Source organism: Rhizobium sp. 768_B6_N1_8 (genome assembly GCF_051811225.1).
GTDB lineage: Bacteria > Pseudomonadota > Alphaproteobacteria > Rhizobiales > Rhizobiaceae > Rhizobium.
In genome coordinates this window covers 1147345-1160105 of record NZ_JBPWPV010000001.1, presented here as the reverse complement: position 1 = coordinate 1160105, position 12761 = coordinate 1147345, and the positions used below count along the sequence as shown (strand labels likewise).

Here is a 12761-nt window from a genome sequence, read left to right as displayed (position 1 = left end):
GCTCTCCTTTTGCTCTTATGTTTTTAATTTGTTCCATGTATGTTCTGTTGTCAACAGGTTTACCCCCCGCTTCTGCGGGACATGGTTAACATCGGAGCAGTGGGACGATGGACACGCAGGAACTCAACGGCTTCATTGTCGAAGCCAAATCGCAGACTTATGTTGCCGGCGCCAAGGCACAGCCTTCCTATCGGATCGGCGCCCATGACCTCGGCTACAAGCGCGGCATCTGGCGCTATCTCGACAGCTATTTCGGCGGCACGGATTTTGCCGGTCAGGAAGTGGTGTGGCTGGAGGAAAAGCCGGTGTGGGCGATGAACTATTTCGGGCGGATCATCGAGCCCGGGATCATCGACGGAACTGTCGCCGGCACGATCATTAGCGCCGCGCTGTCACAGCTCTACAAACAAGGCCGCTTCCTCGGCGGCATGGTCTTCGATCATTCGCTGGGGCGCTATGTCGATACGAGCGAAGGCGACTGCACGCATTTCCGTGGCCATGAATTCATCCTTGTCGATGGTCACAAGGCCTATGAGCTCGATTATCGCGGCGGGCTGATTATCCCCTGATAATCAGAAATCCACGACCTTGCCGTCGGAGATCGTCACGCGCCGGTCCATGCGCCGGGCGAGCTCGTGGTTGTGTGTGGCGATCAGCGCGGCAAGGCCGGACTGACGCACCAGAGCCTCGAGAGCGTCGAAGACATAGCTGGCGGTTTCCGGGTCGAGATTGCCGGTCGGCTCGTCGGCCAGAAGCAGGCTCGGTGCATTGGCAACGGCGCGAGCGATTGCCACGCGCTGCTGCTCGCCGCCGGAAAGCTCGCCCGGGCGATGCGTACCGCGGTGGCCGATGCGCATGTAATCCAGAAGCATCTTTGCCCGCTCGCTCGCTTCCTTCCATGAGAGACCGGCGATGAGCTGCGGCATCATGATGTTCTCCTGCGCCGAGAATTCCGGCAGCAGGTGATGGAACTGATAAACAAAGCCGATCTCACCGCGGCGGATGGCCGTGCGCTTGTCATCGGAAAGGCCATCACAGGGGCGACCGTTGACCATTACCTCGCCGCCGTCAGGATGCTCCAGCAGCCCTGCGACATGCAGCAGCGTCGACTTGCCGGTGCCTGACGGCGCCACCAGCGCCACCATCTCACCGCTCGACAGGGTGAAATCCGCACCCTTGAGGATGGTCAGCAGCGTTTCGCCCTGCCCGTAATGGCGCTCGACGCCCGAAAGCTTGAGAACGACGTTGCGTTTCATGAATGCGGCATTCCTTGGATTGGGCCGGGGATTTGACCTTGGATCACGGCCCTATTCGTAACGAAGGGCCTGGACGGGGTCGAGGCGGGAGGCGCGCCAGGCGGGGAAGATCGTCGCGATGAAGGAGAGCGTCAGCGCCATGATGACGACGGACACCGTTTCGCTCACATCCATTTCCGCCGGAAGCTGGCTCAGGAAGTAGAGCTGCGGATCGAAAAGCACCGTGCCAGAGACCCATGAGAAGAACTGGCGGATGGACTCGATGTTGATGCAGACGAGCACGCCGAGCAGCACGCCAGCGATCGTGCCGACAATGCCGATTGCAGCTCCCGTCATGAAGAAGATACGCATTATTGCGCCGGCGCTCGCGCCCATGGTGCGCAGGATCGCGATATCGCTGCCCTTGTCCTTCACCAGCATGATGAGGCCGGAGATGATGTTGAGCGCTGCGACGAGCACGATCAGCGTCAGGATCATGAACATGACGTTGCGCTCGACCTGCAGGGCGGAAAAGAAGGTCTGGTTGCGCTGACGCCAGTCGGTGATGGCTATCTGCCGACCGGCCGCCTCCTCCACCTTGGGCCTCAGATTGTCGATATCGTCGGGGTTATTGACGAAGAGTTCGATCGACTGCACCAGCCCGTCGGCATTGAAATAAAGCTGCGATTCCTCGAGCGGCATATAGATGATCGAGGAATCGTATTCCGACATGCCGATCTCGAAGAGACCGGAGATCTTGTAGGATTTGATGCGCGGATTGACGCCCATCGGCGTCACATCACCTTCCGGTGACGTCAACGTAATCAGGTCACCGACCCGCAGGCCGAGCTGGTCGGCCATGCGCGTGCCCATCAAAACGCTGTCGCCTGCAGCAAAGCCTACCATGTCGCCGGACTTGATATTGTCGGATACTGCCTTGAGCTTGGTCAGGTCTTCGGCGCGCGTGCCGCGCACCAGCGCACCGGTGCTGCCGCCCGTCCGCGAGGAAGCCAGCACCTGGCCCTCGACCAGCGGCAGCGCCATCTTGATACCGGGCACCGCCTCGAATTTCTTCACGAGGTCGGCATAGTCGGTGAAGGGACCATCGACCGGCTGGATGATCATGTGGCCGTTGATACCGAGGATGCGGGAGACGAGTTCCGTGCGGAACCCGTTCATAACAGCCATGACGATGATCAGCGTCGCAACGCCCAGCATGATGCCGACAAAGGAGAAGCCGGCAATCACCGAAATGAACGCTTCCTTGCGGCGGGCGCGCAGATAACGCCACGCCACCAGGCGTTCGAAGGTGGAAAATGGCTTGCCAGCCGGACCCAAGCCGGATTTGGAACTCCGGTCCAATGCTGCCTCTGCCATTTCGCCTCCGTCTTTCTTAAGCCACGAACCTGTTAATCGCCGCCTCGATGGTCATCGTCTCGCGGGCGCCAGTCTTGCGGTCCTTCACTTCCACTTCGCCATTCGCGACCGCGCGCGGACCGGCAATGATCTGGTACGGCACGCCGATCAGGTCGGCGGTCGCAAACTTGGTGCCGGCACGGTCGTCCGTGTCGTCATAGAGCACATCCTTGCCGGCCTTGGTCAGCGCCGCGTAGATCAGCTCGCAGGTGCCGTCGCAGGCTTCGTCGCCGGCCTTCATGTTGATGACCACGACATCGAAGGGCGCGACCGACTCCGGCCAGATGATTCCGTTCTCATCATGCGATGCTTCGATGATGGCGGGAACAAGGCGTGTCGGGCCGATACCGTAGGAACCCATGTGAACGGTATGTTCCTTGCCGTCGGGACCCTGGACCTTCGCACCCATCGGCTCGGAATACCTGGTACCGAAGTAGAAAATATGACCGACTTCGATGCCGCGCGCAGAAAGACGCTCGCCTTCCGGAATGGCGTTGAAGGCGGCCTCGTCATGCATCTCGGAGGTCGCGGCATAAAGCGACGTCCACCTGTCGAAGATCGACTTCAGGCCGTCAACGCTATCGAAATCCGTATTTTCCACGGGAATGTCAAAATTGACGAAATCCTTGTGGCAGAAGACTTCAGACTCACCGGTATCGGCAAGAATGATGAACTCGTGGCTGAGATCGCCGCCGATCGGGCCGGTGTCCGCGCGCATCGGAATGGCGCGCAGGCCGAGACGATCGAAGGTGCGCAGATAGGCGGTGAACATCTTGTTGTAGGAATGTTCCGCACCTTCGCGCGTCAAGTCGAAGGAGTAAGCGTCCTTCATCATGAATTCGCGCGAGCGCATGGTGCCGAAGCGCGGACGGATCTCGTCACGGAATTTCAGCTGGATATGATAGAGATTGAGCGGCAGGTCCTTGTAGGACTTCACGGAGGAACGGAAGATATCCGTGATCACTTCTTCGTTGGTCGGGCCGTAGAGCATCGGACGGTCCTGACGGTCCTTGATGCGCAGCATCTCCTTGCCATAGGCGTCGTAACGGCCACTCTCCTGCCAGAGCTCGGCCGACTGCAGCGTCGGCATCAGAAGCTCGATGGCGCCGGCGCGGTTCTGCTCCTCGCGGATGATGTTGTTGACCTTGTCCAGCACCTTCTTGCCGAGCGGCAGCCAGGAATAGATGCCCTGGGACTGCTGGCGCACCATGCCGGAGCGCAGCATCAGCCGGTGAGAGACGATTTCCGCCTCCTTGGGGTTTTCCTTCAGGATGGGTATGAAAAAGCGGGACAGACGCATGGCGGATTCCGGTACAGTTGAGACGCCGCTTACCCAAGCGGAATCGACGGCATTTGTTAAAGATGGGAGCGTTCATAGCCGCTTCGCGGCAGGAAGGAAACCCGCGACCGGTGCCAGCTGCCTCCCGCAGACGCATGTTAGCGCCCACAAATTGAGCAGGCGCGAAAAAGCGCGTATTTATAAGGGCTTGAAGGCAAATCTTGTCAACAGAAAAATTTTGCGTGAGTGTAGCAAAAATGCAAAAAAAGCTAATGACAAAGCACAATCTTTGAGCTAGCTTTAGCTCACAAAACAGGCAGGAAGGTTAAATTCTTGCCGAACTCGCGGTCAAGTCTTGGGAGGATCAGATCTTAGGCGCGCTCGTCGCTGCCCCGGTAACGGTTAAGGATCACGCGATAATTAAAACAAGGCTTTTAGCCTTGTTTTTTTTTGCTTTTTCGGCTTCCACCATTCCTGAAAAATCAAGCTCGCCTTTCGTTAAGTAAGCTCGCCTTCCGTTACGCAAGCTCTTTGCCTCACTTGCGTGACGTACGTATGACAGATTTTTCGCGGTTGCATTTACATCTGCTCAAAGATTGAGCAAAAGCCATCCCTAATAGAAGCTAGGCCCTATTTGTGGAAGTGCATCGAAGCCGAGACCGAAATAGGTCGAGCAGATATACCAGAAGCCATAAATTGCACCTGAAACGAGCGTCGTCAGCGAAAAAACAAAAACCGGACGAAAACGGGTCGGGGCGCTCGGCACGGTGCCCAGCACAACATCATTATCGTCCGCCTGGGTGCGCAGGCCGATCGGCAGTACGGCAAAAAGCGTGATCCACCAGATGATGAAATAGACTGCGAATCCCTGGAGGAAGGCCTGAAACATCTTGGTTCCCGTCGATATGGTGCCTTGGCGGCAGGTTTTGGCTGCTTATAAGGCGGAATGGCCGCGAGTTCAAAGGCGGTGAACAGTTTAGGTCACTCTGACGCAGAGCTTCAGACCTGTTCCAGCTCGATCAATGTACCGAAGAAGTCCTTCGGGTGGAGGAAAAGCACCGGGTTGCCATGCGCGCCAATCTTCGGCTCGCCATTGCCAAGCACCCTCGCCCCCGATGCCGTTAACCGATCGCGGGCGGCGAGGATATCGGCGACCTCGTAGCAGATGTGGTGCATTCCGCCCGACGGGTTCTTCTCGAGGAAGGCCGCAATGGGTGAGGCTTCACCGAGCGGCTCCAGCAGTTCCACCTTGGTATTCGGCAGTTCCACGAAAACGACCGTCACGCCATGCGCCGGTAGTGCTTGCGGCTGCGAGACCGCTGCCCCCAGAGTGTCGCGATAGCTCGCGACTGCGGCGGCCAGATCAGGCACGGCGATGGCGATATGGTTCACCCGGCCAAGCATCATCAGACCCTGGTGATGAAGACCGTGACGAGAGGCTTCTTGCCCCAGGTATGATTGGCGGCAGCGCGCACGGCGCGGCGCAGAGCCTCCTGTACCATGTCGATATCCTTCCGGCGGGCGCGTGGAATGCTCTCGAACGCCCCGATCGCGGCGTCGAACAACCCATCTTCCATATCCTCGCCCTCGTCGTCATAGACCGGCAGGCCGATCGCCACGAGATCGGGCTCGCCGATGATGTCGTAGCGGCTGTCGAGCACGATGCTCAGGGCGACATGGCCGACATAGGAAAGCTTCTTGCGCTCGCCGATGCCCATCTCATCGAAGTCACCGATCAGTGACCCATCCTTGTAGATGCGGCCATGCGGCGCCTCGTCGATCACCTCGACCGGTCCCGGTGCAAGCCGCAACACATCACCGTTTCGCACGCGCGGCACCGTCGGAATGCCCGACTGTTCGGCAAGCTCCTTATGCGCCGTCAGATGCGTTGCCTCGCCATGCACGGGCACAACGACTTTCGGCCGTGTCCACTCGTACATCTTCTGCAACTCGTTGCGGCGCGGATGGCCGGAGACATGCACCAGCGCCTCTGTGTCGGTAATGATGTGAACGCCCTGCTCCACCAGACCGTTCTTGATGTCCTGGATCGCCTTCTCGTTACCGGGGATGGCACGCGAGGAGAAGACAACGATATCGCCGGCGGTGAACGCCACATTGCGCATCTCGTCACGGGAGAGCTTGGCAAGGGCAGCGCGCGGCTCGCCCTGACTGCCGGTGAGGATCACCACGACCTTGTCACGCGGGATGAAGCCGTAATCTTCCTCGGAAATGAAGGGCTTTACGCCTTCCAGCAGGCCGATGTCCTGAGCAACGTCGCACACACGCTTCAGCGAGCTTCCGAGCAGCAGCACTTCGCGACCGGCGGCTTCGGCGGCTTCGGCGACAGTGCGGATACGGCCGACATTCGAGGAGAAGGTGGTAATTGCCACACGTCCTTCGGCATTCTCGATGATCTTGCGCAAGCTCTCCGAGACATCCTTCTCGGAGGGCGAAACGCCGTCACGCAGCGCATTGGTGGAGTCGCAGAGCAACGCCAGCACGCCCTCATCGCCAATCTGACGGAAGCGCGCCTCGTCGGTCAGCGGTCCGAGCGACGGCTCATGGTCGATCTTCCAGTCGCCGGTGTGGATGACATTGCCGAGCGGCGTGCGGATCACCAACGACATGGGCTCGGGGATCGAGTGATTGACGGCGACACCCTCGATGCTGAAGGGGCCGACATTGATCGTATCGCCGGCCTTGAAGATCGTCACCGGTACTTCGCCGATCGCATCCTTCTCGAAATTGCGCTTGGCTTCCAGCAAGCCGGCCGTGAAGGGCGAGGCATAGACCGGCACGTTGAGGCCCGGCCAGAGATCGGCGAGCGCGCCATAGTGATCCTCATGGGCGTGGGTGATGATGATCGCCTTGAGGTTCTTGCGCTCATTGGCAAGGAAGCGGATATCCGGCAGGACGAGATCGACACCCGGCAGATCCGGCCCCGGAAAGGTTACGCCGCAATCCACCATGATCCACTGGCGATGATCCGCCGGGCCGTAGCCGTACAGCGCGAGATTCATGCCGATCTCGCCGACGCCGCCCAGGGGCAGAAATACCAGTTCGTCCTGTTTCGCCATAATGTTTGTTTTTTCCACTATCCAAAGAATACATCGCCGGCCGCAATCGGCATTATCCTGCCTGCGCCGGTATCGAGCATCAACAGGCCATTATCATCTATTCCGGCGAAATATCCTGAAATCGACCTGTCGGGCAGATTCACGGTTATCTTTTCGCCAATGCCGCATGCAACCGCACGCCATAGCGCCGTGACCTCGCTTATACCCTGCCCCTCGTCCCAGATATCCAGCACTTCGGTCATCGACGCAAAGAGGTGGGCGAAGAGTTCTTCGGGCGAAGCCGCACTTCCCTGATCACGCAGGCAGGTCACCGGATAGATTGGGTTGTCCGGCATGACGGATACATTGATGCCGATACCGATCACCACGGCATGGCGACCATCCGCCAGCCGTTCGCCTTCCACGAGGATGCCGCAGGTCTTCTTGCGGCCGATCAGGATATCGTTCGGCCATTTCACTTCCAGCGGCTCGGCGCCCGGCGGCAACACGCTTCGGATCGCCTGATGCACGGCGACCGCGATTGCCAGCGGCAGGGAGGCAAGGCGCTCCATAGGCGCCGGATCGATCAGAAGAAGGGAGGCGTAGAGATTGCCGCGCTCGGAAACCCAGGGACGGCCCCGACGGCCGCGGCCGCCGGTCTGTCTTTCGGCGGTCACCCAGAGCAGACCGCCATCCCCTGCCCGAGCCCGGGCAAGGCATTCCGTGTTGGTCGACGACGTATCCGACAAGGCCTCGTGCCTGATATCGCCGAGCGATATCCGGCGCCGCTTGTCGGAAGCCATCAGAACAGCGTTGCCGCAGCGAGCTCTGCCGCACCACCGATCGGACCGCCGATGAGAACATAGGCAGCGACGAAGAGGCCGGAGAGACCGAAGACGAGGCGCAGCGAACCGGAAACGCGGGCGAACTCGCCGGTCGCCTCATCGAACCACATCAGCTTGATGACGCGCAGGTAGTAGTAAGCGCCGACGACCGAAGCCAGGACACCGATGACGGCAAGCGCATAGAGCTTGGCTTCGATGGCGGCGACGAAGACGAAGTACTTCGCAAAGAAGCCAGCGAGCGGCGGGATACCGGCAAGCGAGAACATCAGTGCGGTCAGCACGACAGCCATGAAGGGGTTCGTCGTCGACAGGCCGGCGAGATCGCTGACATTCTCGACAACCGTACCGTCCTTGCGGCGCATCGACATGATGATGGCGAAGGAGCCGAGGGTCATGACCATGTAGATCGCCATGTAGAGTATGACGCCTGTGACACCCGTCTGGTTGCCGGCTGCGAGGCCGACCAGTGCATAACCCATGTGACCAATCGAGGAATAGGCCATCAGTCGCTTGATGTTCTTCTGGCCGATGGCGGCAAACGAACCGAGCAGCATGGAAGCGATCGAAATGAAGACGATGACCTGCTGCCAGTCGGTCAGCACCGGCTCGAAGGCGGTGATGACGATACGGGTCATCATCGCCATGGCGGCAACCTTCGGTGCGCTCGCCAGGAAGGCAGTGACCGGGGTCGGCGCGCCTTCATAAACGTCCGGCGTCCACATGTGGAACGGAACGGCCGAGATCTTGAAGGCGATGCCGGCGAGGATGAAGACGAGGCCGAAGATCAGGCCGAGCGAGCGTGCTCCTTCGACCGTGAGCGCCTGGGCAACCTCGGCGAAATGCGTGTGACCGGTGAAGCCGTAGACCAGCGACATGCCGTAGAGCAGCATGCCCGAGGAAAGCGCGCCAAGGACGAAATACTTCAGGCCGGCTTCGGTCGACTTCAGGCTGTCGCGGTTGATCGCAGCGATGACGTAGATCGCCAGAGACTGCAGTTCGAGGCCGAGGTAGAGCGCAATCAGATCATTTGCCGAGATCATCAGCATGATGCCGAGCGTGCAGAGCACCAGGAGAACCGGGAACTCGAACTTGTCGAGCTGGTTTTCCCGCGCATGACCCATCGACATGAACAGCGCGACCAGAGAACCGATCAGGGCCAGCACCTTCATGAAGCGTGCAAAGCCGTCGGCGAGATAGACGCCGCCATAGGCAAGGCCGTCGCCGGGAACGAAGATCAGCCACAGGCCCGAGATGGCAATCACGATCATCGCCAGCGCGCTGACGAGCGGACCGGACCGCTCGCCCGAGAAAACGCCGATCATGAGCAGCAGAAGGGCACCGATCGCGAGGATGATTTCCGGCGCGGACAGGTACAGGCTCAGGGAGATTGTTTCAGCAGTCATGTCCTAAAGTCCCGTCATTTCATCGACAGCGCAACATTCTGCGCTGCCTGCACTGCGGCCGAATAGCTGTTGATCAGATGGTCTACCGAAGCTGCGGTCGCATCGAAGACCGGAGCCGGATAGACGCCGAAGAAAATAGTGAGCGCGACCAGCGGATAAAGGATGACCTTTTCACGCGGCGAAAGGTCGAGCAGAGCCTTCAGCTTTTCCTTCTCCAGCGCACCGAAGATCACCCGGCGATAAAGCCAGAGCGCATAGGCAGCCGAGAGGATGACACCGGTGGCGGCAAAGAGCGCAACCCAGGTGTTGGCGCGGAAGACACCGATCAGCGTCAGGAATTCGCCGATGAAGCCCGAAGTGCCCGGCAGGCCGACATTGGCCATAGTGAAGACCATGAAGGCCACGGCATATTTCGGCATGTTGTTGACCAGACCGCCGTAAGCCGCGATCTCGCGGGTGTGGGTACGGTCATAGACGACACCGACGCAGAGGAAGAGCGCGCCCGAGACGATGCCGTGCGACAGCATCTGAAAGATCGAACCCTGCAGGCCCTGAGCGTTCGCCGCGAAAATGCCCATGGTCACGTAGCCCATGTGAGCGACCGAGGAATAGGCGATCAGCTTCTTGATGTCGTCCTGCATCATCGCGACCAGCGAGGTGTAGATGATAGCGATAACGGACAGCGCGAACACGAGCGGCGCGAAATGATCCGAAGCGACCGGGAACATGCCGATCGAGAAGCGGATCAGGCCGTAGCCGCCGAGCTTCAGAAGCACGCCTGCCAGGATGACGGAACCGGCCGTCGGCGCCTGGACGTGTGCGTCGGGGAGCCAGGTATGGACCGGCCACATCGGCATTTTCACCGCGAAGGACGCGAAGAAGGCAAGCCACAGCCAGGTCTGCATTGCCGGCGGGAACTTGTAGGCCAGCAGCGCGGTGATGTCAGTCGTGCCGGCCTGCCAGTACATGGCCATGATGGCGAGCAGCATCAGCACCGAGCCGAGCAGCGTGTAGAGGAAGAACTTGTAGCTCGCATAGACGCGGTTCGCACCGCCCCAGACGCCGATAATCAGGAACATCGGAATGAGGCCGCCTTCGAAGAAGACGTAGAAGAGAACGATATCGAGCGAGACGAAGACACCGACCATCATCACTTCAAGGATGAGGAAGGCGATCATGTATTCCTTCAGGCGCTTCTCGATCGAGAGCCAGCTTGCGAGCACGCAGAAGGGCATCAAGAAGGTCGAGAGGATGATGAACAGCATGGAGATGCCGTCGACACCGACATGGTAGCCGATACCGGTGCCGAGCCAGCTATGCTGCTCGATCATCTGGAAGCCCGGATTGGCGTTGTCGAAACCGATCCAGATGAAGAGCGAGAGGATGAAGGTGAAGACCGTGGTGATCAGCGAAATCCACAGCACGTTCTTGCGGCCGTTCTCGGTTTCGCCGTTCATCAGCAACAAGAGCACCACGCCGACGAGCGGCAGGAAGGTGACCGTTGAAAGAATAGGCCAATCGGTCATCAGAAGGAACTCCCGAGCATCATCCAGGTAACGAGCGCTGCAACGCCGATCAGCATCGCGAAGGCATAGTGATAGAGGTAGCCGGTTTGCAGGCGCACGACGCGGTCGGTAACGTTGACGACGCGGGCGGCAATGCCGTTCGGACCGTAGGTATCGATGACGCCGACATCACCCTTCTTCCAGAGGAAGTTGCCAAGCGCCTTGGCGCTGCGCACGAAGAGGAAGTCGTAGAGCTCGTCGAAGTACCACTTGTTGAGCAGGAACTGGTAGAGCACACGGTGCTGCTCGGCGAGCTTGCGCGGCGTCGACGGCGACCTGATGTACATGTACCAGGCGGTAACGAAACCGAGCAGCATGGCGATGAAGGGACTGAGGCCGACCCAGGCCGGGACGTGATGGAATTCTTCCACCAGTTCGTTCTCGGCACCAGTGAAGAGTGCGCCCTTCCAGAACTCGGCATATTCCTCGCCGTAGAAACGGCCTTCGAAGAGCACGCCCGCGACGACCGCGCCGATCGCCAGGATGTAGAGCGGCACCAGCATGACCTGCGGCGATTCATGGACGTGATGCATGACTTCATGCGAAGCGCGCGGCCTGCCGAAGAAGGTCATGAAGATCAGGCGCCAGGAATAGAAGCTCGTGAAAAGTGCCGCAATAACGAGCAGCGTGAAGGCGAAGCCCGCAGCCGGCGAATGCGACGCATAGGTAGCCTCGATGATGACATCCTTGGAGAAGAAGCCTGCAAAACCGATCGGGGTGAAGGGGATGCCGACACCGGTGATCGCGAGCGTACCGATGATCATGAGGCCGCCGGTAACTTTGATATGCGGGTACAGACCACCCATATGACGCATGTCCTGCTCGCCATCGACGGCGTGGATGACCGAGCCGGCGCAAAGGAAGAGCAGAGCCTTGAAGAAGGCGTGCGTGAAGAGGTGGAAGATCGCCGCGCCATAGGCGCCGACGCCGAGGGCGACGAACATGTAGCCGAGCTGCGAGCAGGTCGAGTAGGCGATGACGCGCTTGATGTCGTTCTGCACAAGGCCGACGGTCGCCGCGAAGAAGGCAGTGATCGCGCCGATGATCGTCACGACGACGAGTGCGTCCGGCGACAGTTCGAAAAGCGGCGACATGCGGGCGACTAGGAAGACGCCGGCGGTCACCATTGTTGCGGCATGGATGAGTGCGGATACCGGGGTTGGGCCTTCCATGGCATCCGGCAGCCAGGTGTGCAGCAGGAACTGCGCCGACTTACCCATTGCGCCCATGAAGAGCAGCAGGCAGGCGCCGGTCAGCGCATGCGCCTTGTCGAGATGCATGCCGAAGAGGTTCAGGATCACTTCACCGGCTTCACCGCCGCCTTCCGCCGGAGCGAAGGTCGAAGCATTGGCGAAGATCGTGTCGAAGTTGATCGAGCCGAACAGCACGAAGACGGTGGCAATACCGAGCACGAAGCCGAAGTCGCCGACGCGGTTGACGATGAAGGCCTTTATTGCAGCCGCCGATGCCGAGGGCTTCTTGTACCAGAAGCCGATCAGCAGATATGAGGCGAGACCCACGCCTTCCCAGCCGAAGAACATCTGGGCGAGGTTGTCGGCGGTCACCAGCATGAGCATGGCGAAGGTAAAGAGCGACAGATAGGCGAAGAAGCGCGGGCGATGCGGATCGGTGTGCATGTACCCGATCGAGTAGACGTGCACCAGGGTCGAGACCGTATTGACGACGATCAGCATGACCGAGGTCAGCGTATCGACACGCAGAGACCAGGAGACGTCGATGCCGCCGGACTGGATCCAGCGCAGAACCTCGACCTTGATCACGCCTTCCGGATGGCCGAGCGCAACCGTGAAGAAGACGACCCAGGACAGGATGGCGGCGATGATCATCAGGCCGCTGGTGACATATTCCGACGCCTTGGCGCCGATCGCACGGCCAAAGAAGCCGGCAATGATCGCACCGATCAAGGGAAGGAAGACGATAGCCTTATAGAGGAACATGAGC

Annotated in this window: 12 protein-coding genes; 2 read left to right on the top strand and 10 right to left on the bottom strand. The window is 59.7% G+C overall.

Annotated features, from left to right (window positions below):
- Positions 1-107 precede the first annotated feature (107 nt).
- Entirely contained in the window at positions 108-569 is a 462-nt protein-coding gene (locus tag AB8B33_RS05930) for a DUF5680 domain-containing protein (protein WP_439014673.1), read from the top strand.
- A 3-nt stretch (positions 570-572) separates the two neighbouring features.
- Here the strand turns inward: AB8B33_RS05930 and AB8B33_RS05925 are convergent, their stop codons facing one another.
- Genes AB8B33_RS05925 through proS form a run of 3 tightly spaced genes read right to left on the bottom strand, consistent with a single transcriptional unit; the run spans position 573 to position 3951 of the window.
- Positions 573-1256, bottom strand: coding sequence for an ABC transporter ATP-binding protein (locus AB8B33_RS05925; RefSeq protein ID WP_439014672.1), 684 nt, complete (start codon positions 1254-1256; stop codon positions 573-575).
- A 51-nt stretch (positions 1257-1307) separates the two neighbouring features.
- The gene (locus AB8B33_RS05920) at positions 1308-2612 is read right to left on the bottom strand and encodes a lipoprotein-releasing ABC transporter permease subunit (protein ID WP_310382968.1); all 1305 of its coding nucleotides are present in this window, start codon (positions 2610-2612) and stop codon (positions 1308-1310) included.
- A 16-nt stretch (positions 2613-2628) separates the two neighbouring features.
- Positions 2629-3951: a proline--tRNA ligase gene (proS, locus tag AB8B33_RS05915; RefSeq protein ID WP_439014671.1), complete on the bottom strand. Its 1323-nt coding sequence runs from the start codon at positions 3949-3951 to the stop codon at positions 2629-2631.
- Here proS and AB8B33_RS05910 point away from each other — a divergent pair.
- A complete protein-coding gene (locus AB8B33_RS05910) occupies positions 3950-4228 on the top strand; it encodes a hypothetical protein (protein ID WP_162748094.1) in 279 nt (92 codons plus the stop codon). The two genes, proS and AB8B33_RS05910, sit on opposite strands and share 2 nt — an antisense overlap.
- 315 nt (positions 4229-4543) lie before the next feature.
- Here the strand turns inward: AB8B33_RS05910 and AB8B33_RS05905 are convergent, their stop codons facing one another.
- From AB8B33_RS05905 to nuoL, 7 genes are all read right to left on the bottom strand, one after another.
- Positions 4544-4819: a DUF1467 family protein gene (locus tag AB8B33_RS05905; RefSeq protein WP_192727455.1), complete on the bottom strand. Its 276-nt coding sequence runs from the start codon at positions 4817-4819 to the stop codon at positions 4544-4546.
- Between the two features lie 110 nt (positions 4820-4929).
- Positions 4930-5334 (bottom strand): methylmalonyl-CoA epimerase, encoded by a 405-nt coding sequence (gene mce, locus AB8B33_RS05900; RefSeq protein ID WP_439017191.1) that lies wholly within the window; start codon positions 5332-5334, stop codon positions 4930-4932.
- A 2-nt stretch (positions 5335-5336) separates the two neighbouring features.
- Positions 5337-7007, bottom strand: coding sequence for a ribonuclease J (locus AB8B33_RS05895; RefSeq protein WP_113324436.1), 1671 nt, complete (start codon positions 7005-7007; stop codon positions 5337-5339).
- Positions 7008-7024: 17 nt separating this feature from the next.
- Positions 7025-7789 (bottom strand): biotin--[acetyl-CoA-carboxylase] ligase, encoded by a 765-nt coding sequence (locus AB8B33_RS05890; protein WP_113324437.1) that lies wholly within the window; start codon positions 7787-7789, stop codon positions 7025-7027.
- On the bottom strand, positions 7789-9234 hold the full coding sequence (gene nuoN / locus AB8B33_RS05885) for an NADH-quinone oxidoreductase subunit NuoN (protein WP_113324438.1): 1446 nt from the start codon (positions 9232-9234) through the stop codon (positions 7789-7791). Before nuoN ends, AB8B33_RS05890 begins: the two co-directional genes overlap by 1 nt.
- 14 nt (positions 9235-9248) lie before the next feature.
- Positions 9249-10760, bottom strand: a complete 1512-nt coding sequence (locus AB8B33_RS05880) for an NADH-quinone oxidoreductase subunit M (protein WP_007823904.1) — start codon at positions 10758-10760, stop codon at positions 9249-9251.
- The gene (gene nuoL / locus AB8B33_RS05875; protein ID WP_113324439.1) at positions 10760-12757 is read right to left on the bottom strand and encodes an NADH-quinone oxidoreductase subunit L; all 1998 of its coding nucleotides are present in this window, start codon (positions 12755-12757) and stop codon (positions 10760-10762) included. Before nuoL ends, AB8B33_RS05880 begins: the two co-directional genes overlap by 1 nt.
- Positions 12758-12761 lie beyond the last annotated feature (4 nt).

What these genes read in the sequence shown, in the direction of transcription:
- AB8B33_RS05930 (WP_439014673.1), top strand. Translation starts at nt 108, where the DNA reads ATGGACACGCAGGAACTCAACGGCTTCATTGTCGAAGCCAAATCGCAG.
- AB8B33_RS05925 (WP_439014672.1), bottom strand. Translation starts at nt 1,256, where the DNA reads ATGAAACGCAACGTCGTTCTCAAGCTTTCGGGCGTCGAGCGCCATTAC.
- AB8B33_RS05920 (WP_310382968.1), bottom strand. Translation starts at nt 2,612, where the DNA reads ATGGCAGAGGCAGCATTGGACCGGAGTTCCAAATCCGGCTTGGGTCCG.
- AB8B33_RS05910 (WP_162748094.1), top strand. Translation starts at nt 3,950, where the DNA reads ATGGCGGATTCCGGTACAGTTGAGACGCCGCTTACCCAAGCGGAATCG.
- proS (WP_439014671.1), bottom strand. Translation starts at nt 3,951, where the DNA reads ATGCGTCTGTCCCGCTTTTTCATACCCATCCTGAAGGAAAACCCCAAG.
- AB8B33_RS05905 (WP_192727455.1), bottom strand. Translation starts at nt 4,819, where the DNA reads ATGTTTCAGGCCTTCCTCCAGGGATTCGCAGTCTATTTCATCATCTGG.
- mce (WP_439017191.1), bottom strand. Translation starts at nt 5,334, where the DNA reads ATGCTTGGCCGGGTGAACCATATCGCCATCGCCGTGCCTGATCTGGCC.
- AB8B33_RS05895 (WP_113324436.1), bottom strand. Translation starts at nt 7,007, where the DNA reads ATGGCGAAACAGGACGAACTGGTATTTCTGCCCCTGGGCGGCGTCGGC.
- AB8B33_RS05890 (WP_113324437.1), bottom strand. Translation starts at nt 7,789, where the DNA reads ATGGCTTCCGACAAGCGGCGCCGGATATCGCTCGGCGATATCAGGCAC.
- nuoN (WP_113324438.1), bottom strand. Translation starts at nt 9,234, where the DNA reads ATGACTGCTGAAACAATCTCCCTGAGCCTGTACCTGTCCGCGCCGGAA.
- AB8B33_RS05880 (WP_007823904.1), bottom strand. Translation starts at nt 10,760, where the DNA reads ATGACCGATTGGCCTATTCTTTCAACGGTCACCTTCCTGCCGCTCGTC.
- nuoL (WP_113324439.1), bottom strand. Translation starts at nt 12,757, where the DNA reads ATGTTCCTCTATAAGGCTATCGTCTTCCTTCCCTTGATCGGTGCGATC.